The sequence below is a fragment of the Nocardia vulneris genome (assembly GCF_001613425.1).
In the GTDB taxonomy this organism is placed as follows: Bacteria; Actinomycetota; Actinomycetes; order Mycobacteriales; family Mycobacteriaceae; genus Nocardia; species Nocardia vulneris.
Window position 1 is genome coordinate 63720 of record NZ_BDCI01000017.1, and the last position, 26420, is coordinate 90139.

25 protein-coding genes are annotated in these 26420 nt (G+C 66.7%); 17 read left to right on the forward strand and 8 right to left on the reverse strand.

Going from position 1 to position 26420, the window contains the following annotated elements:
* Positions 1-243 precede the first annotated feature (243 nt).
* Positions 244-2037, forward strand: coding sequence for an FAD/NAD(P)-binding protein (locus tag NVU01S_RS18015; protein ID WP_209444793.1), 1794 nt, complete (start codon positions 244-246; stop codon positions 2035-2037).
* 34 nt (positions 2038-2071) lie between these two features.
* On the opposite strand, the gene NVU01S_RS18020 is transcribed toward NVU01S_RS18015, so the two are convergent.
* A complete protein-coding gene (locus NVU01S_RS18020; RefSeq protein WP_244467230.1) occupies positions 2072-4411 on the reverse strand; it encodes a thiamine pyrophosphate-binding protein in 2340 nt (779 codons plus the stop codon).
* Here NVU01S_RS18020 and NVU01S_RS44225 point away from each other — a divergent pair.
* Positions 4398-4586 (forward strand): hypothetical protein, encoded by a 189-nt coding sequence (locus tag NVU01S_RS44225; protein ID WP_167829376.1) that lies wholly within the window; start codon positions 4398-4400, stop codon positions 4584-4586. The genes NVU01S_RS18020 and NVU01S_RS44225 overlap by 14 nt on opposite strands.
* Positions 4587-4598: 12 nt before the next feature.
* On the forward strand, positions 4599-4910 hold the full coding sequence (locus tag NVU01S_RS18025) for an EthD family reductase (protein WP_043670116.1): 312 nt from the start codon (positions 4599-4601) through the stop codon (positions 4908-4910).
* Between the two features lie 164 nt (positions 4911-5074).
* Here NVU01S_RS18025 and NVU01S_RS18030 read toward each other — a convergent pair whose 3' ends face one another.
* Positions 5075-6223 carry a DSD1 family PLP-dependent enzyme gene (locus NVU01S_RS18030; RefSeq protein WP_167829381.1) on the reverse strand — a complete coding sequence of 383 codons (1149 nt, stop codon included), beginning with the start codon at positions 6221-6223 and terminating at the stop codon, positions 5075-5077.
* Positions 6224-6608: 385 nt separating this feature from the next.
* Here NVU01S_RS18030 and NVU01S_RS18035 point away from each other — a divergent pair, with 385 nt between their 5' ends.
* Both NVU01S_RS18035 and NVU01S_RS18040 read left to right on the forward strand, forming a co-directional pair.
* Positions 6609-6980, forward strand: a complete 372-nt coding sequence (locus NVU01S_RS18035) for a winged helix-turn-helix transcriptional regulator (protein WP_244467231.1) — start codon at positions 6609-6611, stop codon at positions 6978-6980.
* Positions 6977-7732 carry an NADPH-dependent F420 reductase gene (locus NVU01S_RS18040; RefSeq protein WP_063775963.1) on the forward strand — a complete coding sequence of 252 codons (756 nt, stop codon included), beginning with the start codon at positions 6977-6979 and terminating at the stop codon, positions 7730-7732. The genes NVU01S_RS18035 and NVU01S_RS18040 overlap by 4 nt, the downstream gene beginning before the upstream one ends.
* 918 nt (positions 7733-8650) lie before the next feature.
* On the opposite strand, the gene NVU01S_RS18045 is transcribed toward NVU01S_RS18040, so the two are convergent.
* Positions 8651-9334, reverse strand: coding sequence for an HD domain-containing protein (locus NVU01S_RS18045; RefSeq protein WP_156161569.1), 684 nt, complete (start codon positions 9332-9334; stop codon positions 8651-8653).
* 114 nt (positions 9335-9448) lie between these two features.
* Positions 9449-10123, reverse strand: coding sequence for an HD domain-containing protein (locus NVU01S_RS18050; protein WP_043670122.1), 675 nt, complete (start codon positions 10121-10123; stop codon positions 9449-9451).
* Between the two features lie 146 nt (positions 10124-10269).
* On the opposite strand from NVU01S_RS18050, the gene NVU01S_RS18055 reads away from it, so the two are divergent.
* A complete protein-coding gene (locus tag NVU01S_RS18055) occupies positions 10270-11664 on the forward strand; it encodes a lipase family protein (protein WP_156161570.1) in 1395 nt (464 codons plus the stop codon).
* Positions 11665-11790: 126 nt separating this feature from the next.
* Here NVU01S_RS18055 and NVU01S_RS18060 read toward each other — a convergent pair whose 3' ends face one another.
* Entirely contained in the window at positions 11791-13056 is a 1266-nt protein-coding gene (locus NVU01S_RS18060; RefSeq protein WP_043670124.1) for an EstA family serine hydrolase, read from the reverse strand.
* Positions 13057-13248: 192 nt separating this feature from the next.
* On the opposite strand from NVU01S_RS18060, the gene NVU01S_RS18065 reads away from it, so the two are divergent.
* Positions 13249-14133: a class I SAM-dependent methyltransferase gene (locus NVU01S_RS18065; RefSeq protein WP_043670125.1), complete on the forward strand. Its 885-nt coding sequence runs from the start codon at positions 13249-13251 to the stop codon at positions 14131-14133.
* A gap of 21 nt (positions 14134-14154) precedes the next feature.
* Here the strand turns inward: NVU01S_RS18065 and NVU01S_RS18070 are convergent, their stop codons facing one another.
* A complete protein-coding gene (locus tag NVU01S_RS18070; protein ID WP_043670362.1) occupies positions 14155-15072 on the reverse strand; it encodes an NADP-dependent oxidoreductase in 918 nt (305 codons plus the stop codon).
* A 143-nt stretch (positions 15073-15215) separates the two neighbouring features.
* On the opposite strand from NVU01S_RS18070, the gene NVU01S_RS18075 reads away from it, so the two are divergent.
* The 4 genes from NVU01S_RS18075 to NVU01S_RS18090 all read left to right on the forward strand — a co-directional run bounded on the left by NVU01S_RS18075 (position 15216) and on the right by NVU01S_RS18090 (position 17200).
* A complete protein-coding gene (locus tag NVU01S_RS18075; protein ID WP_043670127.1) occupies positions 15216-15623 on the forward strand; it encodes a PPOX class F420-dependent oxidoreductase in 408 nt (135 codons plus the stop codon).
* Positions 15624-15735: 112 nt separating this feature from the next.
* Positions 15736-16080 carry an ArsR/SmtB family transcription factor gene (locus NVU01S_RS18080; protein WP_043670129.1) on the forward strand — a complete coding sequence of 115 codons (345 nt, stop codon included), beginning with the start codon at positions 15736-15738 and terminating at the stop codon, positions 16078-16080.
* Complete coding sequence (locus NVU01S_RS18085; protein WP_043670132.1) at positions 16080-16580, forward strand: SRPBCC family protein; 501 nt, start codon at positions 16080-16082, stop codon at positions 16578-16580. Before NVU01S_RS18080 ends, NVU01S_RS18085 begins: the two co-directional genes overlap by 1 nt.
* On the forward strand, positions 16580-17200 hold the full coding sequence (locus NVU01S_RS18090; RefSeq protein ID WP_043670135.1) for a dihydrofolate reductase family protein: 621 nt from the start codon (positions 16580-16582) through the stop codon (positions 17198-17200). The genes NVU01S_RS18085 and NVU01S_RS18090 overlap by 1 nt, the downstream gene beginning before the upstream one ends.
* Before the next feature lie 114 nt (positions 17201-17314).
* Here the strand turns inward: NVU01S_RS18090 and NVU01S_RS18095 are convergent, their stop codons facing one another.
* Positions 17315-18256, reverse strand: coding sequence for a Gfo/Idh/MocA family oxidoreductase (locus tag NVU01S_RS18095; protein ID WP_043670138.1), 942 nt, complete (start codon positions 18254-18256; stop codon positions 17315-17317).
* A gap of 95 nt (positions 18257-18351) precedes the next feature.
* Here NVU01S_RS18095 and NVU01S_RS18100 point away from each other — a divergent pair, with 95 nt between their 5' ends.
* Complete coding sequence (locus NVU01S_RS18100; protein WP_043670140.1) at positions 18352-19323, forward strand: helix-turn-helix transcriptional regulator; 972 nt, start codon at positions 18352-18354, stop codon at positions 19321-19323.
* A 61-nt stretch (positions 19324-19384) separates the two neighbouring features.
* On the opposite strand, the gene NVU01S_RS18105 is transcribed toward NVU01S_RS18100, so the two are convergent.
* Positions 19385-20797 carry a cytochrome P450 gene (locus tag NVU01S_RS18105; RefSeq protein ID WP_244896316.1) on the reverse strand — a complete coding sequence of 471 codons (1413 nt, stop codon included), beginning with the start codon at positions 20795-20797 and terminating at the stop codon, positions 19385-19387.
* A 173-nt stretch (positions 20798-20970) separates the two neighbouring features.
* Here NVU01S_RS18105 and NVU01S_RS18110 point away from each other — a divergent pair, with 173 nt between their 5' ends.
* From NVU01S_RS18110 to NVU01S_RS18130, 5 genes are all read left to right on the forward strand, one after another.
* Positions 20971-21537, forward strand: coding sequence for a DUF6790 family protein (locus NVU01S_RS18110; RefSeq protein WP_043670143.1), 567 nt, complete (start codon positions 20971-20973; stop codon positions 21535-21537).
* A gap of 224 nt (positions 21538-21761) precedes the next feature.
* A complete protein-coding gene (locus NVU01S_RS18115) occupies positions 21762-22367 on the forward strand; it encodes a PadR family transcriptional regulator (RefSeq protein WP_052280572.1) in 606 nt (201 codons plus the stop codon).
* On the forward strand, positions 22367-24139 hold the full coding sequence (locus NVU01S_RS18120; RefSeq protein WP_043670147.1) for a sulfatase: 1773 nt from the start codon (positions 22367-22369) through the stop codon (positions 24137-24139). Before NVU01S_RS18115 ends, NVU01S_RS18120 begins: the two co-directional genes overlap by 1 nt.
* 33 nt (positions 24140-24172) lie before the next feature.
* A complete protein-coding gene (locus NVU01S_RS42520; protein ID WP_052280573.1) occupies positions 24173-25492 on the forward strand; it encodes an MFS transporter in 1320 nt (439 codons plus the stop codon).
* Positions 25489-26367 (forward strand): formylglycine-generating enzyme family protein, encoded by an 879-nt coding sequence (locus tag NVU01S_RS18130; protein WP_043670149.1) that lies wholly within the window; start codon positions 25489-25491, stop codon positions 26365-26367. The genes NVU01S_RS42520 and NVU01S_RS18130 overlap by 4 nt, the downstream gene beginning before the upstream one ends.
* The last annotated feature ends 53 nt before the right edge of the window (positions 26368-26420 follow it).

Sequence of the window (26420 nt, forward strand, 5' to 3'; positions counted from 1 at the left end):
CGCGGCGACTTTCGCAGCGACACTAGGGTTCTCGGCCAGACCGAGCTCGGCGCAGCTAGATGCCGTACGTCAGCTCAATGCGCACGCGACCAGTAGCGAGCAGTGGCGCCGGGCGTTCGGGGATGCCATCCGCGGGTGGGCCGAGGGTAGGCTCGGGAACCCTCCGGTCCAGAAACTCTCGCCGTCATCGTGCGGGTAGCAGCCGATCAGGCGGGATCACCACCGAGGTCCCGGCGAATCGTCGTGGTCGGTGCAGGTCTGGCCGGCACCGCCACGGCCATACGACTGCTGCGGTTCGCCACCGAGCCTGTTGAAATTGTCCTGCTCGAACGTCAGAAGGAACACAGACACGCGGGAGTCGCGTATCACGCGGCGGGAAATCCGTGGCACCACATCTTCAACATCCAAGCGGGCAGGATGTCGGCTTTCCGGGAGGATGTCGACGACTTCTTGAATTGGGCCAACCGAGAAGCCGATCGATCGGCGTGGCCGCCGGAATGGCGGGAAGTCACCTTCTTCGAATCGGATCCGGCACCACGCCGGATCTATGCGGATTACCTCGGTCAGCGGCTGGCCGAGGCCGCGGCGGAAGCCGGCGACGGCGTCGTCCTGCTCGAGGCAGACGGCGAAATGGTCGGCCTGACGCCGTCTGCCGACGGCATTTCCGCAGCGATCGAAAACCTGTCCTGGTCGGGCGGCCCCGGACTCGAAACGACGACCGTGGACGCAGACCACATCATCCTCGCAACGGGACCTGAACTGCGTCACCCGCGCTACGCACAGGCCGTGCTCGACCACCCGTCCTATATTCGGCTGCCGTACACCGGCGAGGCAGTGGAGCGAATCAAGGCCCTGCCGCCGCGTGCTGTCGTCGCGATCATCGGAACACTGCTCAGCGCTTACGATTTCGCTGCGCTGCTGCTACGGCAAGGGCACACCGGCGCGATATACATGATTTCGCCGTCGAGCCTGACGCCGGGAACCTACCCGGCCGACCACCGGCATGACGTACTGGCCGTCCCGCCACCCATTGTCGACATCGAGCAGGGACGTGCGACTCTCGCCGGCCAACTCGAAGCCGAGTGGATCAGGGCATGCCTTTTCGTCGCCGAGCAGCATCCCGAGGTACACACCGCCGTGATTTCGGAGCGAGTCGCGAAAGCCTGGGAAGCATATCTGCCCGACATATTCCAGAACATCTCCGCCGAAGACCTGCAGTTCCTTTTGGAAAAGTACGGCAGCCGTCTCGCCACGCTACGGGTCAGTGCGATGGCGTACACCACCGCCGTCGTGGATGCCGCGCTCCGCGTCAGCGGGCAGGTCCAGGTGGTGACCGGCCGCGTCACGGACTTGCAGCCGCTCGAGCAGGACCGATTGTTGCTGACACGCTCCGGCGAGGGACCACACCGAACCTTGGCAGCAGACCTGGTCATCTCCAATTTCGGCCGAGAGTTCGACTATGCCGCGGTGCGGTCTCGGCTGTGGCAATGCCTCCTCGACAGTGGGCTGGCCGTTCCGCACCGGAAGACCCGAAGAGGCGTGGAGGTAGACCGATTCGGCGCCTTGCTCATGGTTGATGGCCGCAAGTCCGGAGCGGTCTCCGCGGTGGGGGCTCCCCGGGAAGGCGACGAGATTGTTCGGCATGGACGGCTCGGGGCCTTCAGTTTCAATCTGGCCACCATCAAGAACCATTCCGTGTCGGTGGCCGCAGATGTGCTGCGCAAACTCGAATCGAGGTACGCGAGCCTGCCCGACTCCACATCGACTCCACCGCTGGAAAGCGCATGGGCCGAACTGGTTTCGTTGGAGGTCCAGCGCTTGGCTGCGCGTCGGCGGCGGACCCGCACCGAATTTCAGGAGCAGTTGGACACGAAACTCCTCGAGGCCGCTGGACAATCCGATATCAGCACCTGGCGGGCGGCGATAAATCGAGCAGCGGTCGACTGCTTGACCGAGCTCTCCGTGACGCCGCGGGAACTACGTGCCCAGCTCATGCTCGACCTCCGACCGCCGAACTCGGACCGGACACTTCAGTGACCGAGAACGCGCTGGACCGGCGGAGGTGGCGCACTCAACCGGCCGCACCGAGAACGTCGAGAGCGGCGGCGACAATGCTGTCGGCGTCCAACCCGTGGTACCGGTACACCTCCTCCAGCGAGCCGACCTGCCCGTAACGTGTCACCCCGAGATCGATATGATGCACCCGGTTGATTCCGGAGAGGAAAGACATGGTGTGCGGGTGGCCGTCCAGGACGGTCACCATCGGCGTGGCCCGGGCGGGCGGGAACAACTGATCCAGGATCCAGCTCTCACCGCGGCCGCGACCTTGCCTGGCCTGCAATGCCTCGAAGAGCAGACCAGGACTGGTGACGCACACGACGTCGGCGACCACCCCGCCCGATTCGAGCCGGTCGGCCGCAGCCACCGCCTCGGTCACCACAGCGCCCATCGCGACGATCGTGACGACCGCGGCCTCGCGCCGGCGCAGCGGATATCCGCCTGCGACAACCTGTTTGCGCCGGCGCTCCCGCGCGGCAGGGTCGGCGGGCACCTCGGCGAGCCGCTGTTCGACCGGCCGGGTCGACAACCGCAGATACGCCGAGGTCCCGTCCGGTCGCCCGAGGCGGGCGATACTGGCCAGCAGCGTCCATTCCACATCGAGGGCGAACGCGGGTTCGTAACAGATCAGGCCCGGGGTCTCGATACCGATCGAGGGCGTCGTAATCGATTGGTGGGCACCGCCTTCGGCGGCGAGCGTGACACCCGACGGCGTGCCGATCAGGATCGACTGCCCGCCGGCGTAGATGCCGTACGTCCAGGGTTCGAGCGCGCGTTCGACGAACGGGTCGTAGAGCACACCGATCGGGAACAGGGGTTGGCCCCACCGGCTCCAGGTCGCGCCGAGTTCGCCGATCAGCCCCACCAGATTCGTTTCGGCGATGCCGAGTTCCATGTGCCGCCCGGTGGGTTGCTCACGCCAGCGCACGAGCGTTTCGGCGTCGTCGGCGAACCAGTCGTGCCGTTCGGCGCTCGACCACACGCCGACCTTGTTGATCCAGCCCGCCAGATTGGTGGTCGAGCTGACGTCGGGACTCACGGTGATCACCCGCCGCGCCATCTCCGGCGCCGCCCGGCTCAGGTCCAGCAGGGTGCGCCCCAGCGCCGCCTGCGTGGTCGCGACACTTTTCGGCGTGTGGCCGAAATCCTTTGGTACCTCGGGTACTTCGACAGTAGGCACCGGTTCACGGCGCAACCGCAGCGCGGTATCCGCGCACAACCGCCCGGCGGCACTCTCGTCGTCGAGCCGCGCCCACGGTTGTTGCGGATCGCGGCCGAGTTCGGCGGCGAGCGACTCGTACTCGGCCACCGACAGCAGCGACGAATGGTTCTGTGGGTGCCCCTGCGTCGGCAGCCCATAGCCTTTGATGGTGTAGGCGATGATCACCGTCGGGCGGGTGTCGTCGATCTGCGCATAGGCCTCGATCAAAGCCTGCATATCGTGCCCGCCCAAATTACGGATCGCCGCCAGCAACGTCGAATCATCCAGACCGGCAATCAATTCCGCCAATTCCGCGTGATCGGTCCCGCTGCCCGGCAGCCTGCGCCGAAGTTCGTCGGCGTCGCAGCGCAGCAGGCGCTGGTACTCAGGGTTGGGCATGTCGAGGATCCGGGTACGCAGCGCCGCGCCGCCCGGCCGGGCGAACAACGACTCCAGTAGACGGCCGAACTTCACCGTGAGCACCTGCCAACCCGCGGCGGCGAACATCGCCTCCAGCCGACCGGCCGCGATATTGGGCACCACCCGGTCCAGGGACTGCCGGTTCAGATCGACGATCCATACGATCTCACCGAGATCGGCGTTACCGGGATCGACCACCGCCTCCCACACCGCGCCCTCGTCCAGCTCCGCATCACCGACCAGCGAATACTGCCGGCCGGTACCGGTTTCGGCACCCAGTGCGTCGTTGAGATAGCGCCGCGCGATCGCACCCCAGATCGGCGCGGTCGCCCCGATCCCGACCGATCCGGTCGAATAGTCGACCGGGTCAGGGTCCTTGGACCGGCTGGGATAGGACTGCAGCCCACCGAATTGACGCAGGGTGGTCAGGTACGACTCGTCCAACTCCCCCAGCAGATAGTTGATGGCGTGCAGCACCGGCGAGGCATGTGGTTTGACCGAAACCCGGTCACCGGAGCGCAATGCGGTGAACCACAGCGAAGTCATGATGGTGGTCATCGACGCGCACGACGCCTGATGACCGCCCACCTTCAACCCCGACGGATTCGGCCGCACCCGGTTGGCGTGATGAATCATCGAAACCGCCAGCCACAGCGTGCGACGCTCGATCTCCGCCAGGGCGTCCAGCTCGGCGGTGCCGCGCTGGTATTTCGGCTCGGTGACCTCGGTCATCGGCATCTCCTCGAATGACATCCGGGTGTTCGGGTGGGTCCGTGCCTGGTTCGGGGCAGAGCGCACGTGGTTCGCGATGACCGCGTCGTCGGTCGCGCCGTACATCTCGTCGATCGTTTCGATCCTGCCATTCACGGTCCGCTCGCCGTGCGCTACCGTCGTCGCTCGCCGCTGAACGGAGTCTGTTGTGCACAAGCTGATGGTCCTGTATCCCGAGCCCGCCGATCCCGACCACTTCCGCGACTACTACGTGAACATCCACCTCCCCCTGGTCACGCGCATGCCTGGTCTGCTCGCGTGGCGCTACAGCTTCGAGGTGGCAGCGGCGCAGGGACAGACGCCGTACTTCGCGGTCTTCGAAGCCGAATTCGCTGACATCGCGGCAATGACCGCGGCTCGGACGTCTCCGCAGGGCCAACAGGTGGCAGCCGATGTCGCCAACTACGCGACCGGCGGTGCGGTCGTCATCCACTATCCGGTACAGAACGGCACCTGCTGAGCAGGACCCGAACGGCCCACCGCACGCAGCGTGCGCGAGCCGGCGGTTCCGCCTCGCCAACCCCCGTGGCATATCAGCCACCGGACCGTGACCGGGGTGCTCGCGGAACGACCTGATCGCACACCGGCGGGCGACGCAGAATTTCGAACCCGCGAACGCACTCGCTACTGCGAGCGTCCGCGCGCGTGCACCGGCCACAGGTCGACGAGCACATCGTTCTCGACGACGTGGATGAAGTCGTAGCGATCAATGGTCGGATCACAGTGCGGCGGAACGAATTCGACGCGAGAACCGAGCGGCGGGCGCTCCGGTTCACCGACGACCAGAACGCCGTGCTCGTCGCCGTACCAGACATAGGTGCCGAGGTCGGTGCCAGGCACGTCGGCGTCGGTGGCGAACGCTTTCAACCCGGCGTCGACCGTAACCCATTGCGGCTGAGCGGTGTTGATGACCGTTGACTGGACGAACAACGCCTGCTCGAGCGATCGCAACCAGGTGCTCTCGACCTCGCCGTACTGCCGATCCAGCACCGCGTAGGAGCCGGGCTGCACCTCGTTGAGCACCCCCAGCGCGAGGTCGGCGTCGAGGGTGCCGGTACCGCCGCCGGTGCGGATGCCGGTGTCGAAACCGGCCTTGTCCAGCGCGTCGATCGTGGCGGTGAGCAACTCCATACCGTCGGCCACCGCCGCGCGCCGGGCATCTGGTTCCCGCACATGCTGCCAATGCCCGCCGTATCCCTGCACACCCCGCAACCGCAGGTTCGGCGAGGCTTGGATGGGCGCGGCCAGCACGAGCGCGGCCTCGGGATCGGGCACGCCGGTGCGGTGCATGTTCACGTCGACGTCGATGAGCACGTCGATCGGGGTACGCGCGGCCGCGGCGAGCGCGACCACACCGTCGAGATGGTCGACGGTGACCCGCACCGAGGCGCCCTGTGCAGCCAGATCGGCAACTCGTGCGGCCACGTGATGATCGATGATCGGCGAGGTGATCAACAGATCGGTGATCCCCGCCGCGAACAACGCTTCGGCCTCACCGGTTTTGGCGACACACACCCCGACAGCTCCGGAGTCCAGTTGCAGCCGTGCCAGATCCGCCGACTTGTGTGTCTTGGCGTGCGGCCGGAGCGCGACACCGCTGTCCGCGCACAGCTGTGCCGCGCGAGAAAGGTTGCGCCGCAACGCAGCCAGATCGATCACCGCCGCGGGCGTCGGGATCATCCGACGCGATCCAGGACGGCCGATCAACTCCAGTGCCGTCCGTACGACCGGCACAGTCACCTCGCCGGTCGCCCACTTGTGCTGGGTAGTCATGCCGTTCACCTCCACATTCCGACAACCCGCCCGAGTCCGTTCCCGGCCGAGGGCCATCACGCACCCGGGCAATCCGAGTGCGGCGGCCAAATGTTCCGCCGATGGAAACAAATGAATACCTTCGCAGCACCTGAGTCGAGGATCTGCAGCGGAACGTCCCGGTTGCGGCAGCCGGTTGGCGCAGGGACGCCGTATTCGGCCACGGGACTGCCGGGCCGAGCAGCCTCAGGACCGAGGCCCTTCGCCGACGGTTCGGCTTCGCCTCGCAGGCAGTCGTCCCGCTTGGGCGACGGCGTCGATGACAGCGCCGTCGGTAGCCGAGGTTTAACGGACACGGCACCGATATGCACCGATCGGTAGGAAACTGCGGTGCACCATGGTCGGCATGAACGGAAATGGTGGGCCGGAACAGTTGCTGGCGGATTGTCAGCTGCGCGCGGTGGTCGATCTGTTCACCCACCGCTGGGACCTGGTGGTGCTTGCCGCCCTGCACGACGGGCCGCACCGGCGCGGCGTGCTGCACGAACGGGTCGGCGGGCTCAGCGACAAATCGCTGACCGAGACGCTGCGGCGGCTGTTACAAGCGGGCCTGATCCAGCGGCAGCGGTTCGGGGAACGGCCGCCGCGGGTCGATTACGCGTTGACGACGCTCGGCGGGAGTCTCGTCGACGGGCCGGTACGGGAGCTGGGTCGGTGGATTCATGAGAACGGGGACGCGTTGCTCGCGGCCCAGGAGCGCAACGGGAGCGAGATATGAAGACCATCGGCGTAATCGGTATCGGCATGATCGGCGGCACGCTGGCACGGCTGCTCGCGGCGAATGGATATGACGTCGTTGTCGCCAATTCCGGCGATCCGGCGGCCTTGGCCGAGGAGTTCGCCGACCTGCCGGGCATCGAGCCGGTCTGGGCCCGGACGGCGGCCGCCGACACCGACCTGACCATCGTGAGCGTCCCCTATGCGGCGATCCCACGCCTCGCCCGCACCGTCTTCGCCGACACGACCGGCCCCGCGGTGCTCGACACGGGCAACTATTTCCCGCAACGCGACGCCGCCCTGCCCGGCTTCGACACCGACACCGTCGACAGCGTCTGGGTGGCACACCAGCTCGGCCGTCCGGTCTACAAGGCGTTCAACACCATTCACGCATTCCTGCTCGAACAGGCGGGCCGGCCCGCCGGCGCCGCCGACCGCATCGCCCTGCCCGTCGCCGGCCCCGCGGGCACCGAAAAACAACAGGTGCTCGATTTGGTGGACGCAGTGGGATTCGACCCTGTCGACGCCGGCGAACTCGAAACCTCGTGGCGGCAACACATGGACACCCCGGTCTTCCTGGCCGAACTCGACCCCGCCGGTGTTCGCGCCGCCCTCGACCGAGCCGAGCCGCAACGCCCCGACTTCATCATCGACCCCGCCCGCATCGCCGCCCAACACGACCTCGCCCGCCGCTGGCACCCTTCCGAACGACTGCGAGCGGGAATGATGAGCGCATACGGCATCGACATGTGAACTTCTTCCGCCGACCGCTCCTCGCGCCACCGAGTCGAGCCCAATCACGAAGGCCCTTGGTGCACAACGTTTATCAACTTCTCGCACGAGACCTTGCGGTGGCTCCCGGTCCACCTCCTCGACGCTGTCGACTCGAGGCGACGGCTCACCGAACATGCGGCACCAGGCGATATTCGCGGTTGCCGCGGTCCAGGCAGTGGGACCCGCATTCGGCTTCTCCGCCGCAGTGCGATCTGCCTTCTCGGCCGCATGGACGAAGCATGGCGGCGAGGGAGCGGCCACGTCGGGTGCTAGCGCGGTGCCGGATCAACGCCGGTCAGCATCCCGACCACCCTGATCGACGACTGGCGCGAAGTCGGCGGGATCGCGGCCCAGCCGGGCGCGCTGTCTGCCTATCGCACAGGGCCATTCCCGAAATCCGTGGCGGTCCGGGCGGTCGTCCGTGCGGCAGCGGCTCCGACCGACGGCGGGTTGGCGCTGATGAGTTCGCCGGGAGACGGGTTGTTCTGTTCGACACCCAGCAACGCGGCCAGCACTTGGGATATCGGAGTGCCAGTAGGCGAGTCGGACTTCGGGTTGCCGGCAAAGTGCGTAGCTATCGGACCCAGTGCGGTCGGCCGACGGTGCAGGGCGACTGCTGTGGCGGGGTGCCGCTTCAGTCGGTGCTGAGCGTCGGCACGTTGCTGTTCCAGGCCGGGACCTTGTGTTGCCGCGGTCTTCTCGTCGGCGGCGCGTTGCTCGGGAGGGTAGTCGCCGTCGACCGCCGACAGTTGGTGCGGTATGAGTTCAGCAGCCGAAGCGACAGTGGTCGACAGCGACAATGCCGCGAATGCTACGGCTGCGAATGCTGAGAATTTGACGCGAACGTGCATGGTCCACCCCCGTGGTATCGCTGAAAGCTTCCGGTCGTCGCGGACGTCACTCCGCGAAAGGTGCGTTCGTCACACCCATTTCGAAACCCATCTGGCGCATCAGGGCGGTCCGTCCGTCCGGAACGGCTTCGGATTCCAAGCGCACAGCTTCGATCACCCGCCGTTTGAAATCGAGGCGAGGGTGTTGCGCCACCACCATATCCACCCATTGGCGATTCATTTCTTCCACGCGGGTCCCGCCGAGGTCGGTCTCACAGCCGGCCGAAACGACACCGGCCAGATCCGACAGATCCTTCTCCACACCGAAGGTGATGTGGCCGGAAATCCCGTTGCGCACGAGGACCACCTTGTCCCGGGCGACACCGAGGCCGGTGAGGAAGCGTTCGGCATCTTCGGCGCCGCGCACCGCGAAACACCTTCCGGGAACTGGATGTTCGAACTCGATGTCATGGAGGATGGCCGTGGTGAAGTGCAACTCTTCATCGAGCGGCACCCCGTCGAGTTTCGCCAAAGCCTTACCGAAGTAATAGACCCGATAGGAGTGCTCCAGCACCCACGGGGTCAGCCGCCGCCGAGCCTCCCATTCAGCCTCTTTGGCCAGGGCGGTATCCGGAATGCGCATCCCGATCTCGTCGAGTGCGGCCGAACCCTGTACGCCCAGAAATGACAGCGCGTGGCTACTGAACGCTCCCGGAACCAATGTGGCGGCGGCGAGCAAGAGCTTGCCCATCTGCCGCCGGTCGAGCTTGCCGCCGGTACCGCTGGCCCAGCTCCAATCGAACCCATCCTGTGCACCCATGGTCGAACCTCGATTCCTTGTCGGTCGACGCGTCGATTCGACGCGTCAGTTTCCCCACCGTCCGGCGCTCGCGGCACGTTCGGTCCAGCTGAGATGGTCGGCCGCCTGCCGGCGTTCTGTCGTCATGACCGCGGCCGGGGAGAAGGGGGGCGCGGTGGCCGGCCATGTCGTCGCCTGCTCGATCACCGCGTTCGCCAGTGCCGTCGCCATCGAATAGCGTGGATAGGCTTCGTGGATTGCCGCACCTTGCTCGTCGGTGATGAATTCCGAGGAAGGCCCGTACAGGAATCCGGCCGGCGGCCCGAAATCGAGATTGATTCCGGAGCGGGTGAGGTAGCATAACGTGTTTCGCTGTTCGGCAATGTGGGCCGAGGTGTGCAGCGCGATAGCTTCCCACACCGCGTCCACATCGGCAGCGGGCACGTTCAAATCGGTCAGGAATGTCGCAGCCATGTTCGCGCCGTCGACCTCGAAGCGTAAATCACGGCCTGCGGCAGAGCCGAGCCCCAGATCGTGCAGAACGCAGGCGAGGAACAGCAGTTCAGGGTCGTAGTCCGCACCGGGTGCCGCCTCGACATGGTCCGCGAACAGTTTCGCGAACAGAAAACTACGGATGCTGTGGTTGGCGATTGCCGGCGATTCCTCGCGCAGCACGAGCTCGAGACTTCGCCGGGCCGGCGTCGTATCCGGAAGCGCCAATAGTGTCGTCTGAACGTTCACGGCAAACTCCTCTGCTCGACCCGATGAATCTCTATCCCCCAGCTGGTTGACACACATGGCAAACGGTGTCTCACTGGAGACACTACGCCCGGCGTGTCTCATCGGCAATGTGACCTATACGGCTCGACGGCATCCAGCCTCGACGCTTGCCTTTGAGACACCTAAGAGCTAATGTCTCATTGAGACACAAGCTAGCACTTGTCTCAGTAGGTGCATTTCAGGTGGTTCCAGCTCCGCGAAGTCGATGTCTTCGAACAATGGAGGTCGAAATGTCCAGAGAGGCGCAACGACGCGTCCGCAGGTTCGGCGTGGCCGCAGTGGCCGTCATGGTGACAATGGCCGGGCCGGTGTTTGCTTCAGCGAATCCGGCGGGCGCTGCGCCACCCCTGCCGCAGGTAGATGAGTTCTACCAACCGCCAGACGATTTCGCGTCCGCGGCGCCGGGCACGATTCTGCGATCCCGGCCGATCCAACCGGTGGTGCCGTTGCCGGCGCAAGCTTGGCAACTGCTTTATCGCACCACCGACCTGTTCGAACAACCGGATGTCACCGTCACCACGGTGTTCCTGCCCGATAACGTCCGGCCGGACCGGCCGTTGATATCGCAGCAAATGTTCGAGGACGCCTCCGGCCCACTGTGCGTCCCGTCCTACGGATTACAGACCGGTGCCCGATCCTCGATGGAAACCACGGGGCAACTGATCGATTTGCAGACCTTGCTGCAGCACGGCTGGGTGGTGTCGGTACCCGACTTCGGCGGACGATCCGGCCATTTCCCGGTTGGCGAAGAGCCCGGTTACATGGTGCTGGACGGTATTCGCGCGGCCAAGCAGTTCGCACCATTGGGTCTCGGCTCCGAAACCCGCATCGGCCTGTACGGGTACTCGGGCGGCGGATTCGCGACGGGCTGGACGGCCGAGGTGCAGCCCGGTTACGCACCCGAACTCGACCTGGCGGGCGCCGCGTACGGCGGCCCCGGACCGGACATCAACGCGGCATTGTTCACCACTAACGGCGGACCCTTCTCGGCCATAGTCGGTAGCGGGCTGTCCTCCTATTACGCCACCTATCCCGAGGTCAAAGCGGCGATGCAACCGCACCTGACCCCCGAGGGTGTAGCCATGATGGAACAGATTCAGACGCAATGTCTTTCCGTCACCCTGGTTCAGCAGTTCCTGTCCGACTGGAAACGGTATTTCGACATCCCGCTCGACCAGGTTCTGGCATTGCCACCGCTCGCCGAGGCGATCAACGAGGCCAGGCTGGGAACCCATGCGGCCACTGCGCCGCTCTATGTCTTTCAAGCCGTGCACGACGAAGTGATTCCGGTAGCTTCGACCGACCGGATGGTCGAAGATCTCTGTGCTCGTGGGGCTCGGGTCACCTATATCCGGGAGGAATTCGCCGAGCACATGAGCACGATTCTCTCGGCCGCCCCTGCCGCGTTCGCCTGGCTGCGGGAACGCCTCGACACCGGCACTCCGGTGCCCACCGGGTGCCACACAACTACTGTGCCGTCCCAGCTCCTCGCCCCGAAGTAGCTTGTAGGGCAGTCATCCGCATGAACCGACGAATCGAAAAGTGTTGGTGATGACATCCCCCGGCAATCCGGAGTCGTGATGGGCGTCCGGCCGAGCCGGGTGACTGTCGAGAAGGCGGGTTCTCGTTCATCCGAGGCAGGTTCGGACGGCTTGGGCCAAGTTGGTGGCGCGGGGGTCGTCGGGCCGGAAGTTCCACAGGTTCGGGATGTAGGCGAAGCCGACGCGAGCCTCGGGGTCGGCGAAGCCGATCGAGCCACCGGAACCGGGGTGGCCGAAGGAGGACGGCCCGAGCATCGGTAGCGGCGGACAGGCGCGCCAGAAACCCAGGGACATATAGAAACTGCGGTCCGCTGGGATGTCCGACCCCGTTGGCAGCCCGTGCATCCGGGACTTCCCGGTCTGGACTTCGATCGCGTTCGCGACCGTGGACGAGTCGAGCAGGCGCATGCCGTCGACCTCGCTGACCGTGGCAGCGTACATCCGTGCGACCGAACGCGCGTCCGCGATCATGTTGGCGGCCGGGAACTCCGCCGCCCGCCATGCCCGTGTCGTGTAGTACGCGGTCGCGGGGTCGGCCATATTGTCCAGCGCGCCACCGAGTTCCCCGGCACGGAGCGAGACCGCGTCGGGCCCGAACCCCGCGTTCATCCAGGCGGTTACCGTATCCTCTTCCAGCCCAGTGCTTTTGATCATCCCTGCGGTCAGTTCTTCGACACTGAAGGGGTCGGCGTAGTCGATCCGGGCGATACGGTGCTCGTGCTCCTCGGGCAGCCCGATCCAGGCACTCAGCCCCAGCGGGGCCGCGACCTCGTCGGCGAAGAACGTGCCGAGCGATTTGCCGGAGATCCGCCGCACCACCTCGCCGACCAGGTGGCCGTAGGTGACTGCGTGATAGAGGTGTTCGGTGCCCGGCTCCCACAGCGGCGGCTGCGCCTCGAGTGCGCGAATGACCGGCTCCCAGGCACACGCCTGCTCGAAGGTGAGCGGCCCGTCGACGACCGGCAGGCCGGCCTGATGAGACAGCAACCAGCGCACCGGAATCCGGTCTTTACCGTGCGCGCCGAACTCCGGCCAGTACTGGACCACCGGGGCGTCGAGATCGAGTTGACCACGCTGCGCCAGCAGGTGGGCGCAGATCGCGGTGGCGCCTTTCGTCGTGGAGGCGACCCGCACAATGGTGTCCGCACCCCACGGCTGCTCGGCCGCACGATCGTCGGGACCGGCCACCTCGCGACCGGCGACACCGTCCCACAGGTCGACGACGCGGCGACCATCCACGTACACACAGCACGCCGCGCCGCGCTCACCGAAGTTCTCGAAGTTCGCGCGGAAGGCGTCGGCGACCTTCCCCCATCCGTCTTCGACACCGCTCTGGTTCGTTGCGCTGGCCATTGCTGTACTCCTTTTTCTGAGTGAAACTTCGAATCGAGGTCGCCTGCTGGTGTTCGGCACAGGCGGTTGGTCACGCAACAACTCTCAGCGCCTGGCCTGACATCGCCCTGACACCGAGCTGATACGGGTCGGCAAGGCTCGGTGTGGCCGAGTTCATGGTGCTCGGGCCGCAATCATGAGTAGGTTCCGAATATGGAGAATGACGGACCGAGCCGGACCGCGCTCGCGACTGCTTACGCGCGTGCCTATCACCAAATCGCTGATCAGCCCAGGATTCTCACGGATCCCTTGGCGGTGCGCCTGCTGGGTGTCGGGGAGGATGAGCTGACGGAAGCGGGGCGGCCCGCGGCGGCTCGTTCCGATAGCGATGACAGTCTGGGTGTGCTGCGGCTCGGTGTCAGCGATCGGCCGCGGCGGTTGTTCTTCGCCGCTCGTTCCCGATTCGCCGAGGATCGGGTGGCCGAGGCCGTCGCGGCGGGCGCGCGACAGGTCGTGATCCTCGGGGCGGGCCTGGATACCTTCGCCTATCGCAACCCGCATTCCGGACTGCGGGTGTTCGAGGTCGACCATCCCGCTACCCAGGAGTGGAAACGTCAACGACTCGCCGCGGCCGGTATCGACCTGCCTGAACTGTCGGCCTTCGTACCCGTCGACTTCGAAACCGACCTACTGGCAACGCAATTGGCGGATGCCGGGTTCAACCGGTCCGAGCCGGCCGTGTTCGTGTGGCTCGGTGTCGTCTTCTATCTGACGCCCGACGCCGCCAGTGCCACCCTCGAATACATCGCCGGTCAGACAGCGCCGGTCGAGGTGGTCTTCGACTATCTGGCAGACAACGGTGCGAATCGTGCGGAGCTGCTGGCCCGCGCGGAGCGGGCGGCAGCTGTCGGCGAACCTTGGTTCAGCTACTTCACCCCGGACGACATCGCAGCACAATTGCGCGCGCTCGGCCTCACCGAGGTCGAGGACCACGCGGCCGCGGACCTCATCGCCGGTTACCTCGGTGGGTCCGCGGAGTTCGCGGACGATCCCCGGGCACTGCGGCCGGTCCGCATACTGCGAGCGAGCCGCCCGTAACGCGCTGGGCGCGCGAAAAGCTCAGGGCCGCACGCGAATCACGGTTTTGCCTTTGCGCCGCGTGGTCGGGTTCAGCGCCGGGATCGCGTCATCGAGGGTCGCGACGGTGCCGATGTGGGTGCGCAGCCGTCCGTCCCGCACCCGGTCGACGATCTCTATCAGCTGACCCGGTACGGACTCGACGACGAAGTCGACCGCGAGTCCGTCGACCGGGCGATGCTCGGCGGGGCCGACGACGGACACCAGCGTCCCCCCGGGACGGATGATGCTCGCCGAGCGCCTTTGCACGTCCCCGCCGATCACATCGAAGACCAGATCGACGCCGCCGACGTCTTCGAGCTGCTCGCCGTCGAGATCGAGGAACTCGTTCGCGCCGAAGTCGAGCGCCGCCTGGCGGTCCGCCGCGCGTCCGGTGCCGATGACGTAGGCCCCGAACTCCCGGGCGAGCTGGGTGACCACAGACCCGACCGCGCCGGCGGCGCCGTGTGCGAGGACGGTCTGCCCGGCCCGCAGACGACCGTGCTGGAACAGGCCCTGCCAGGCGGTCAGCCCGGAGATCGGCAGGGCGGCACCCACCGTGAAGTCGACGTCGCCCGGCAGCGGCGCCAGGTTGCGTGCCTCGACGGCTGTGTACTCGGCCAGGGTGCCGTCACGGTGCCAGTCGGTGATGCCGATGACTCGCTGGCCCAGCGAGAGCCCCGTCGTGCCGTAACCGAGGGCGGTGACCACGCCCGCGAGCTCGTGGCCGATGATCGCGTCCGCTCGATCGCGACCCGAGCGATCGACCCAGGTCGAGGGCCACTCCCACTCGGCAGGGACGAAGCCCGACGCCTGGACTTCGACGACGACATCGTTGATCGCCGGTGTCGGCTCGGGCCGCTCGGCCAACGTGATCCCGGCAGCTTCCGCGGTCTGATCGGTCGCGACGATCGCCTTCATCTCCACCTCCGAATATCTCGTGCTCGATGGGTGTACGTGGCGCAGTGCGAGCCTGGCGGCCCGCTACTCGCTAGTCAACCACCGGGTGGCGAGCTGGATTCGAACAACCCCGACTACTTCGTGTTGCGAGGCATAATCCGCCGATGACCTTCACCGACGCAGAAGTCGAATATCTCCGGTCGCAGCCGCTCGCGCGCCTCGCCACCCGTGCCACGAACGGGCAGCCCGACGTCGTTCCCGTCGCCTTCGAATTCGATGGCGCCTCCTTCTGGGTCGGCGGTGGCGCGACCTTCCCCGGGACGCGCAAGGCACGCAATGTCAGCGCAGGCAACGCCGAAATCGCGCTCGTCATCGACGATCTCGTCTCCCTCGACCCCTTCGTTGCTCGTGGCATTCGTGTTTACGGTCGTGCCGAACCGCCCGTCGAACGAGTGGGCATGGTGGGGCCCGGCCACTATCTGCGAATCACCCCTGTCGAGTCGTGGAGCTGGAACTTGACCGGCGAACCGGCCGGCGATCAGTGGTACGAGACCCGCTACGCCCGGCACTGACGAGACGTACGCGCTGCACCGCGCCGAATTTCCTCGACCTCGGCGCGCCCACCATCGGGCCCTTGCGAGCGCACCGCTTGACGTATACCCATATCGGAATATGATTGCGCTCATGGCACGAGCAGCTACGACGTCGGACGTCTTCAATGCCATCGCCGAGCCGCAGCGCCGGGACATCCTGGTGCTGTTACGAGCGGGCGAGCGGCCGGTGAGCGAGCTGGCACAGGAGTTGGGGATGACCCAGCCGGGGGCGTCCAAGCACCTGCGGGTGCTCCGGGAGGTCGGGCTGGTGCGGGATCGCAAGGCGGGCAAACAACGCCTGTACGGGTTGAACGCCCGCGGGCTGCGACCGGTGCACGAATGGACCGGCGGGTTCGAGCGGTTCTGGAACGAGAGCTTCGATCGGCTGGACGAGTACGTGCAGGACCTGAAACAAGAACGGCACAAGGAGAATTGATGAGCGAAACGGGCGGAACAACGCAGTCGGCTACCGCCGAGCGCGAGGTCGTGATCAGCCGGATCATCGACGCCCCAAGGGAGTTGGTGTTCGAGGCGTTCACCGCCGTCCGGCACCTGTCGCGGTGGTGGGGGCCGGCGGGGTTCTCCACCACCACGCGGGCGTTCGAGTTCCGCGTCGGTGGGGCATGGGATTTCGTGATGCACGGGCCGGACGGGACGGACTACCAGGAGTGGATCGCGTGGACCGAGATCACCCCGCCGTCGCGGATCGCGATGCTGCACGGCGAGTCCCGCGACGACCCGAACGCCTTCGAATCGGTCCTCACGTTCGCCCCGGATGGTGCGGCGACCCGGATCGAGATGCGAACGGTCTTCCCCACCAAGCAGTTACGCGATGAGGCGGTAGAGAAGTACCACGCGATCGAGGGCGGCAGGCAGACCCTCGACGGGCTCGCGGCTTACGTCACCGAACTCGTCAGGGCCGGAGCGCAGAGCTGATGGCCGGGAAGGTCTTCTTCAGCGTGTCCATGTCGCTGGACGGGTTCATCGCGCCCGAATCCCCCGAGGAATTGATGGGCCGGCAGTGGCAGGAACTGCACCGGTGGATGTTTCCGTTGCGGTTCACCCGGGAGAACCTGAAGCTCGGCGCCGGCGGCGAGGAGGGCCGCGACAACGACATCGCGCGCGAAACCCACGAGCGCACCGGCGCGAGTGTCATGGGCAAGCGCATGTTCGACGCCGGTGAACCCGCCTGGCCTGAGGACGCGCCGTTCCATACCCCGGTCTTCGTCGTGACCCACGAGCAGCGCGACCCCTGGAAACGATTGGGCGGGACCACCTTCCATTTCATCAACGAGGGCATCGAATCCGCCCTCGACCAAGCCCGCGCGGCCGCGGGCGACCGGGACGTCCGGATCGCGGGCGGCGGCGCAACGATCCTGGCGTACGTGAACGCCGGACTGATCGACGAGTTCACCGTCGCGGTCTCACCAGTGCTGTTCGGCTCCGGAATCCGCCTGTTCGAGGGCGTCGACGCGAGCCGCGTAGCCCTGCAGCAGATCCGCGCAGAGCCGACGCAGCGGGTAACCCACCTGACCTACGCCGTCCGAGCACGGTAGCGGCTCGCCCCAACGCTTCCGGGGCGACAGGCGGTCCAGGCCAGGCGCCCGCAGGGAAGCCGACTACGCCAGGATGAAAGTCATTGCAGGGAAGGGCATTTCGGCGAAGTCCTGTCAGCCGTTGACGTGCTGATCGATTTGCACGGTCAACTCGAGCGCGTCCAATGCCGACGCCGGAGTGATCAGGTTCGTGGCTTCGGCACCCAGACAGGCCAAGACGTGCTCGATCATGCTCGTGTACGGGTCGCCACCGGGCAGGTCGATACGCTGCACGTCATCGGCGGTGTACACGGTGACCACGGAATCGGGCTTGCCGTCGTAACCCTGCGTGGAGGTGGACTCGAGGATGGCGTCGGCGAAGGTGGCCCGATAGCCGCCGCGCGCGCCGTAGCTCATCGGCATCATGGACGAGGACGAACACCGCGCGCTCGCATGCGGATAGCCGAATACGACATCCACCACCCCGGACTCCGTACCACCCGCTGCCGCAACAACTTCGACAGTGTCGGGCATACCCAGAACGGAGATGAGCAGGTCGAAATCGCTGTGCATCATGTCCATCGGGACGGCGGACAAGCCGAGATTCGCACCCGGCCAGAGCGGCGCGGTGTTCAGCTCGATCGCCAGGTGACGTAATGGCCCATAGGTCTTTTCGGCGACCGCGTCGAACAGCAGCCGGTTCGACGGGAGGAAGCGTTCGAACATGTCCACGAACACCTGCCGGTCACTGGCCGCGGCCGCGGCGGTCACCGCCCGGGCCGCATCCAGGTCCGCCGCGAGCGGCAGCTCGGTCAGCACATGCTTGCCCGCGGCCAGGCCACGCAGCACCATCGCCGCGTGCAGGCTCGTCGGCAGGCAGATATCGATCAGGTCGATGTCCGAGTCGTCGAACACGACATCGAGATCGGTGGTGGTCGCGAAGCCGAAACTGTCGGTGAACCACTGCAGCGCTTCGGTTCTGCGGCCGAAGACGATCACCTTCACGTCGTCGCGAGCGGCGTACACCGCTGCGTGCGCTTGCGCGAAACCCGTGCCCAGCAATCCGATCTTTCTCACTCGCTTCTCCTCGTCTGTGCGTCAGATACGAACAAAAGCGAAGGTAGAACGGCTATAGGACGTTCAGTGTCCTCTTAGCGGGACAGAATCGTGGCATGCGTGATCCCTCCGGTCGACTGCTCCGACTGCTGACGCTGCTCCAGTCGCCGCGCGAATGGTCCGGCGGCGAGCTGGCCGAACGGCTCGGCGTGACGGTGCGCACCATACGGCGCGACGTGGACCGGCTCCGGGACCTCGGGTACCCGGTGCACGCCAGCCACGGCAACACCGGCGGCTACCGGCTCACCGCGGGGACGGCGATGCCGCCGCTGGTGCTCGACGACGAAGAGGCCATCGCGATAGCGGTCGGGATGCGTGCGGCGACGACCGCGGCCGTCACCGGCATCGACGACGCGTCGATTCGCGCGCTCGCCAAACTGGAGCAGGTGCTGCCCGGCCGGTTGCGGACCCGGGTGACCGCGGTGTCACAGACCGCCGTGACCGGGGCGACCGGCGGGGCCACCGCCGATCCAGAGATCCTGGCCGCGCTCGCGAGCGCCTGTGTCGCGCACGAGAAGATCCGCTTCACGTATACGAAAGCCGACGGGACGACGACGAAACGGTTCGCCGAACCCCACCAGGTCGTGGCGGCCGGACGGCGTTGGTACCTGCTCGGTTTCGACCGCGACCGCGACGACTGGCGAACCTTCCGCCTCGACCGCGTCACCGCGATCCACCGCACCGGCCTCCGCGTACCGGCCCGGTCCCTGCCGGGCGGCCTCGACGCCGCAACCTGGTTGATCCGTTCGCTGGCCGCCAAATCCGGCTCGGTGCGCGCCCGGGTGCTACTGCACCAACCGATCGCGCAGGCCGGTCCACAGCTCGCGGCACGGCAGGGCGTACTGGAATCCATCGACGAATCCCGTTGCCTGCTGACCACATTCCCCGACACACCGCAGTATCTCGCGTACAGCATCGCACTCCTACCGATGCCGTACACCCTGCTCGAACCCACCGAGGTCGCACAGCACCTGCGCGAAATGGCCGAGCGCGCCGCCGCAGCAACCGCCCACCTCCCCGACCCCTGACCCGCCCGTTGCCCGCCTCGGCTACCTGAGCTTGCCCAAAGCCAAAGTTATCTTGGCCCGCTCACGCGGTACTGGTGGTTCGGGTGGTTTGGGGTGCGCGGGCGGTGACTTGCATTCGCAGCTGCCGCGGTTGGGGCACTACGGCCAGGGTGGGGCTGGTGTCGGTGCCGGGGACGGTGTGCAGTTGCCATCGAGCGGCGATGGTTGCCAATGCGAGGGTGGCTTCGGCCAGGGCGAAGGTGTCGCCGATGCATTTGCGGGCGCCGGCCGCGAACGGCAGCATCGCGTCGCGTGGGGGTGGCGTGCCGCGGTCGGGCGCGAAGCGGTCCGGGTCGAAACGTTCGGGGTCGGGGTACAGGTCGGCTCGATGCTGGATCAGGTACGAGCTGTAGATGACGGTGGTGCCGGCGACCAGCGAATACCCGCCGAGTTCGGTGTCCTCGGTCACCGTGCGAGTCTGCAGCCAGCCGGGCGGGTGCAGGCGCAGGACTTCGTCGATCACCTGTCCGGTGAACTGCAGACTCGGCAGGTCCGCACTGACCGCGGGGCGGCCGGCCAGCACGGTGTCGACCTCGGCGTGCACGCGGGCGGCGAACTCGGGGTGCTGGTCGAGCAGGATCAGCGCCCAGGCCAATGTCGCGGCGCTGGTGTCGGTGCCCGCGAAGAAGAATGTGAGCACCTGATCGACGATCTCGCCTTCGGTCAGTTGCCCGCCGCCCTGACTGTCGTGGGCAAACACCAAGGCCGAGAACAGATCACCGCGATCGTCGCCCGCGGCGCGGCGCGCGGCCACCAGCTCCCCGAGGATGGCCCGCGCCTCGGCCGCCGCGTCGATGCAGGCCCGGTTGCCCACGATCGGCCACCGGCGCATCCACTCCGGCACGATCGCGTGCCGCATCGCACCGGCGAAAACCGCTTCGACGTCGTGCAGGAGCCGTGCCTGGGTCGCCTCCGAGATCGCCTGATCGAACAGCGTCGCCGCGATCACGCGGGCGGCGAAGGTGTGCAGTTCGGCTTTCACATCGACGACCTGCCCGTCCGGCCAGGAGTCGACCAGCTCGGCGATCTTCTGGGCCATCACGGGTGTGTACCCGGTGAGGCGCTTGGCATGGAACGCGGGTTGCAGCAGCCGGCGTTGCCGGCGATGCTTCGCGTGCGGGCACGTCGCCAGGCCCTCCCCGACCAGCTCGCGTCCGCTGTCGAACAGCGGTCCGCCCTTGTCGAAGATGCGGTCCTGACGCAGCACCTGCCTGGTCAGTTCGAGATCGCAGATCACCACCGCCGTCATCGGTCCCAGTCCGATCCCGACCAGGTCACCGTGCGCAGGCAGAGAAGTCATGAACCCCAACGGATCTCGCATCAGCGGCACCAGGTGCCCCAGCACCGGCAGCCGGCCCGGCGCTACCGCGATCGGCGCGGCCGCGCGCTGTCTCGCAGCGCTTTCGACCGCGACGACGGGCCCTCGGCCCGTCACCCGGCGAACCGTCTTTACCATCCACCGATTCGGTGACCGCTCGTCCATGACCGACTCCCTACCGCAAGACCACCCACCATTGTCGGCAATCCCGAACGGCACCACTACCACCCGACGGGGTGGATTCTCGCCAAGTCTTGCGCGGTTAATATTAACTATGCAAGACTCTTCGTATGAGCACACCGACTTACCTCACGCAGACCGCCTTCCCCCTGATCTGGCCGCTCATCGCGGTCGTCGGCGCCGTCGTCCGGACTCGGCACAGCACCTCCCGGCAGGCCACACTGGAGACCTGGCAGCGGTGGTGGGCCGTCGCGGCCCTGGGCTGCGGCAGCCTGTGGATGACGGTCGCGTTCCTGACCATCCCGGAAAAGATGGCGACGACCATCGGCTTCGCCGCCACACCGTTCCAGTTCGAAATCGCCTTCGCCAACCTCGGACTCGCCGTGATGGCCTTCCGCGCGGCCTCGCCCTCGGCCACTGCCCGCGAACGCATCACCGTCGGCCTCGGCGCCGGAATGTTCTTGTGGGGCGCGTTGATCGGCCACGTCTACCAGTGGTTCGCACACGGCGACCACGCCCCGGGCAACACCGGCGGCGTCCTGGTCTGCGACCTGCTCTTCCCGGGGGTGCTGATCGCCCTCGCCTGGTACTCGCAGCGACTTGCTACCAACGAAACCGCAACCGCCACAGGCCCGTCGAGCAACTCCGCACCGGAGGTCGGCAGCCTGCGGGTCTGAACAGCCCGGTCGTGATCAGCGGCGGAATCGGTGCCATCGGCATTCGAGCCGCCGCAGACGCGCGGCTGCCGCAGGACAAGGTCGCCGAGACACGCCGAGAGTTCGACTTTTCGCCGACACGCCCGAAATCGCCTTCACACCAACGTCTTCCGGTAGCGCACCCACCGACGGCGCTATATGCTTTTGCACCTAGATGCAAAAGCACCTAAGTCAGAGAGGGCGCGATGAAGCTCGAATTCCCGCTCCTGGGTCTGGTGGCAGCCCGGGCCATGAGCGGCTACGACATCAAGCGGTGGTGCGAGGTGGAAGGCAAGTTCGTCGGCCTCGACCGCCATGGCAGCCAGATCTACCGCGAACTGAACCGGATGCAGGCCGAAGGCTCGGTCGAGTCGCGGACCGATCCCCGCGACGGCGGACCGGACGCGAAGATCTACACCGTCACCGAGGCCGGGATGCAACGGCTACGGCACTGGGTGCGTTCCTCGTACGTACCGCCACGCCGATTCCAGGACCCCGAGTTCGCATTCCGGCTCCGCGTCGGCATGATGCTGCGCGAACCCGGCATGCTCGACCTCGTGCGCGAAGAACTGGCTGCGCGACGGGAACAGGTGCGGCTCAACCGAAACCGCCCGTACGACACCGAGACCGACGCCGACCGCGCCGACATCGATGCCGAGGCACTGGATTTCATCGCCCATCAGATCCGGCACCAGGGCGAGCGGCAGATCGACGCATGGATCGCGTGGCTCGAGCAGTTACAGGAGGTGATGCAAGCCCGCGCCGATGCCGCGGCGACCGAGCGCTCCGGCCGTTCGAAGGCGAGCAGCTGATGCGCGCGGTTCTGATGTTGTTCGACAGTCTCAACCTCCGGTTCCTACCGCCCTACGGCGCGGACTGGGTGCACGCCCCGAACTTCACCCGGCTCGCCGCCCACACCGTGCGGTTCGAGCACTGCTACGGCGGTTCGATGCCGTGCATGCCCGCCCGCCGGGAGATGCACACCGGCCGCCACAACTTCCTGCACCGATCCTGGGGCCCGCTGGAACCCTTCGACGATTCGGTGCCCGAAATGCTTTCCGCCGCTGGGATATATCCGCACCTCGTCACCGATCATCCGCACTACTGGGAGGACGGCGGAGCGACCTACCACACCCGGTTCCGCACCTTCGAGTTCTTCCGCGGACAAGAAGGCGACGCGTGGAAAGGTCAGGTCGCCGATCCGCCGCAACCGCAGAGCCCGCGCCGGGTCCGCCACCACCTGTGGCGGCAGGATCTGGTGAACCGGCAGTACCTGACCGAAGCGGCCGATCACCCCCAGATCCGGACCGTGCACGCCGGGCTCGAGTTCATCCGCGCCAATCGTTCCGAGGACGCGTGGTTCTTGCAGATCGAGTGCTTCGACCCGCACGAGCCGTACTTCTCCCACCGCGAACACCGGCGCCACTACCCTGCCCTGAACACCCCCGGCGAGGCCCCGGCGTGGCCCGATTACAAACGGGCGACCGAGGATTCGGACACCGTGCAGCGCACGCAGGCCGAGTACGCGGCGCTGTTGACCATGTGCGACGCGTCGCTGGGCCGGGTCCTCGACCTCTTCGACGAGCTGAACCTGTGGGACGACACGCTGCTGATCGTGTGCACCGACCACGGCTTCCTGCTCGGTGAGCACGGCTGGTGGGGCAAGAACGTGCAGCCCTGGTACGACGAGAACATCCATACGCCGCTGTTCGTCTGGGATCCGGTGGCCCGCACGCAGGCGGGCATCTGCCCGGAACTGGTCCAGACGATCGACTTCGGCCCTACGCTGCTGGATTTCTTCGACCTGGAACCGACCGCGGACATGCGCGGGCGGTCCCTGCTGCCGTTGCTGCGCGAACCGGTACCGGGCACCCACCGCACCGGCGCGCTGTTCGGGATCTTCGGCGGACACGTCAACGTCACCGACGGTCGGTATGTGTATCTGCGCGCCCCGGCCGCACCGGGCAACGCGCCGCTTTTCGAGCACACCCTGATGCCCACGCACATGGCATCCCGTTTCACCCCGGCGGAATTGGCGAACGCACAGCTCGTCGACCCGCTCCCGTTCACCAAGAATGCCCCGGTGCTGCGGATGCCCGGCTTCGCCGTCGGCGATCCGTTCACCTTCGGTACCGCCCTGTTCGACCTGGAAACCGACCCGCACCAAGAGAATCCGATCGTCGACGACGATCTCGAATTGCGCATGGTCACGCTCCTGCTGGAACTCATGCGGGCCAACGACGCGCCGGACTCCCAGTTCACCCGGCTCGGCCTGCCGCTCGACGGGCCTGCCGATTCGCGGCATCTACTGGCTCGTGCGCAACTGCAGAACTATCTGGAAGCCGTTGCGCCGCTACCGGTCCCGGCGGACTTTCCGACCGGGCGCCCAGGCGTGAACACACCGATCACCGATCTGCTCGCGGCCGCGAGCACCCGCGCGATCGTCGAGGCCGCGCTCGGTCCGGCGATCGCCGACATCGCCGCACAGACCGGCTCGGCCACCCTGCTCGACCTCGCCGACTTCAGCCCGATGCTGACCAGGCGAATTCTCTTTCAGCTCGATCGGGCACTGGCCGCAAGCTGAGCGGCCTTCGCTCCACTCCACCAGAGGCACACCATGACAGACACCGTCGCGCCGGCGACCCCGGCCCACACCGCTACGCCCGTTCCGCATCGCTGGCGCAAACTCGCCCTCGTCGTCGCACCGCTCTGGGCCGACAACAACGAGTCCAGCGTGCTCAGCACCCTCGCCCCGGTCATCGTCACCGCGGTCGCCGCCCCCGCGGCGGCGGTCGGCTATCTGACTTCGATCGGGAAGTTCATCAGCGTCGTCTGCGGACCGCTGTGGGCGTGGGTGGCCCGCCGGACGAACCGCAAAATCGCCTTCGCGATCGCCTCCGGTCTCGCCGGAATCGCCACTGCCGCAACCGGTCTCGCGCAGAACTACACCCAGCTCATCCTGCTGTACGGACTGTCGGCCGTATTCATCGCCGCGGCGCTGCCGATCGCCAGCGAGATCACCGCCGACCTGTTCGACGACGAATCCCGCGGTCGCGCCAATGGTTACACCTGGGGCGTGATCTCACTGCTCGGCTCGCTGCTCGGGCCGCTGATCGGGCAGTTGTCGCGGGTGCCCGACGGCTGGCGCTACGGGTTCTTCGCTTGGGGCGCCATCACCATACTGACCGCCGTGCTGCTGGCCGTGTTCTTCACCGACCCCGCCGTCGGCGCCAGCGAATCCACCGCGCCGCCCACCGACGACAACCAGATCACCTGGGCCAAAGTACGTTTGATGCTGCAGATTCCGACGTTCGTCCTCATGCTGATCCAGCGGCTGATCTCCGGCCACCTGCTGATCGCGAGCTTCGGCATCGTCTTCCTCGTGCACACCTATGGCTTCACCACCGCGGTCGCTTCGATCGTCACCCTGCCCTTCGGTGTCGGCTACCTGTTCGGCACCTTCGGCGGCAGTGTGGCCACCGACTTCCTGCAGAACCGGCTGCCCCGGACCGGGCGCATCATCGTCCTGCAGTTCGCCCAGCTCGGCTTCGGGGCCGTCGCCCTGGTCGGCACTCAGCACGACTGGGGCGGCATCGAGATCTTCGCCGGCTTCTGGGCGGTCCTCGGATTCTTGCAGGGTCTCAACCCAGGGGTGAACCGGCCCATTGTGGCCGCGGTCGTGCCGCCCGAAATGCGCGGTGCCGCATTCGCATTGCTGCTCTCGGTGTTCGAGGCCCTCGCCTACGCGCTGTTCAACCTCGCCGCCGGACTGCTCACCGACGTGATCGGCCTGCGCGGGGTGATGCTGTGGATCCCAGGCATTCTCATGCTCGTCAACGCCGCGTTCTGCACCCTGCTCTATCGCACCTATCCGCGTGACGTCGAACGGCAACGCGCCCTGCTGGCCGAACGGGCCCGAACCGCGGCGGCCGGATGAGTTCCGCACGGCACCCGATCGAACAGGCACACGTGCCCGGCGGGATCTTCGAGATGGGCGATGCGCACCGCGACGGATTCCACGCCGACGGCGAGACACCCGTACACACCGTGGCACTCTCGCCGTTCACGATCGATACGACCACCGTCACAAATGCCGCGTTCGCGACCTTCGTGGAAGAGACCGGATATGTAAGTGACGCAGAAAGATTCGGCTGCTCCCCCGTGTTCCACCTCGTCCTGGCCGCCGAGCCGGGCGATCTCCTCGGGAGTGATCCGCGGGCACCGTGGTGGATCGATGTGCGGGGCGCCGACTGGCGGCATCCGGAGGGACGGCATTCGAGCATCGCGGACCGGGCCGAGCACCCGGTCGTGCAGGTGTCCTGGTTCGACGCCGTCGCCTATTGCGAGTGGGCCGGACGGCGTCTCCCGACCGAGGCGGAGTGGGAATTCGCCGCGCGCGGCGGCCTGCCCGGGGCCCGCTATCCGTGGGGCGACGAGGCCCCGGGCGCCGGCGGCGAGTGGCGCGCGAACATCTGGCAGGGCACGTTCCCGACCGACAACACACAGGAGGACGGATATCTGACCACCGCGCCGGTGCGCTCGTACCGGCCCAACGGGTACGGACTGTGGCAGATGGCAGGCAATGTCTGGGAGTGGTGCTCGGATCGGTTCTCCCCGAACACCTATGGGCACGACGCCCGAACGGGGCACGTGCGCGATCCGCAAGGCGCGTCCGCCGGACAGTCACGGGTACTGCGCGGCGGTTCGTACCTCTGCCACGACAGCTACTGCTCCAGGTATCGCACTGCCGCCCGCTCCTCGAACATGCCCGACGCCACCATGGGCAACGCGGGCTTCCGCACCGTCGGGTGACGTCGAGCACGCACGGCGAATCGACACCCGAGAATTGTGAGGTTAATATTAAC

Bases quoted from the DNA above. Each gene is read 5' to 3' on its own strand.
- NVU01S_RS18020 (WP_244467230.1), bottom strand. From the start codon at position 4,411: ATGACCGAGGTCACCGAGCCGAAATACCAGCGCGGCACCGCCGAGCTG.
- NVU01S_RS18030 (WP_167829381.1), bottom strand. From the start codon at position 6,223: ATGACTACCCAGCACAAGTGGGCGACCGGCGAGGTGACTGTGCCGGTC.
- NVU01S_RS18035 (WP_244467231.1), top strand. From the start codon at position 6,609: ATGAACGGAAATGGTGGGCCGGAACAGTTGCTGGCGGATTGTCAGCTG.
- NVU01S_RS18040 (WP_063775963.1), top strand. From the start codon at position 6,977: ATGAAGACCATCGGCGTAATCGGTATCGGCATGATCGGCGGCACGCTG.
- NVU01S_RS18045 (WP_156161569.1), bottom strand. From the start codon at position 9,334: ATGGGCAAGCTCTTGCTCGCCGCCGCCACATTGGTTCCGGGAGCGTTC.
- NVU01S_RS18060 (WP_043670124.1), bottom strand. From the start codon at position 13,056: ATGGCCAGCGCAACGAACCAGAGCGGTGTCGAAGACGGATGGGGGAAG.
- NVU01S_RS18065 (WP_043670125.1), top strand. From the start codon at position 13,249: ATGGAGAATGACGGACCGAGCCGGACCGCGCTCGCGACTGCTTACGCG.
- NVU01S_RS18070 (WP_043670362.1), bottom strand. From the start codon at position 15,072: ATGAAGGCGATCGTCGCGACCGATCAGACCGCGGAAGCTGCCGGGATC.
- NVU01S_RS18075 (WP_043670127.1), top strand. From the start codon at position 15,216: ATGACCTTCACCGACGCAGAAGTCGAATATCTCCGGTCGCAGCCGCTC.
- NVU01S_RS18080 (WP_043670129.1), top strand. From the start codon at position 15,736: ATGGCACGAGCAGCTACGACGTCGGACGTCTTCAATGCCATCGCCGAG.
- NVU01S_RS18085 (WP_043670132.1), top strand. From the start codon at position 16,080: ATGAGCGAAACGGGCGGAACAACGCAGTCGGCTACCGCCGAGCGCGAG.
- NVU01S_RS18090 (WP_043670135.1), top strand. From the start codon at position 16,580: ATGGCCGGGAAGGTCTTCTTCAGCGTGTCCATGTCGCTGGACGGGTTC.
- NVU01S_RS18100 (WP_043670140.1), top strand. From the start codon at position 18,352: ATGCGTGATCCCTCCGGTCGACTGCTCCGACTGCTGACGCTGCTCCAG.
- NVU01S_RS18110 (WP_043670143.1), top strand. From the start codon at position 20,971: ATGAGCACACCGACTTACCTCACGCAGACCGCCTTCCCCCTGATCTGG.
- NVU01S_RS18115 (WP_052280572.1), top strand. From the start codon at position 21,762: ATGAAGCTCGAATTCCCGCTCCTGGGTCTGGTGGCAGCCCGGGCCATG.
- NVU01S_RS18120 (WP_043670147.1), top strand. From the start codon at position 22,367: ATGCGCGCGGTTCTGATGTTGTTCGACAGTCTCAACCTCCGGTTCCTA.
- NVU01S_RS42520 (WP_052280573.1), top strand. From the start codon at position 24,173: ATGACAGACACCGTCGCGCCGGCGACCCCGGCCCACACCGCTACGCCC.
- NVU01S_RS18130 (WP_043670149.1), top strand. From the start codon at position 25,489: ATGAGTTCCGCACGGCACCCGATCGAACAGGCACACGTGCCCGGCGGG.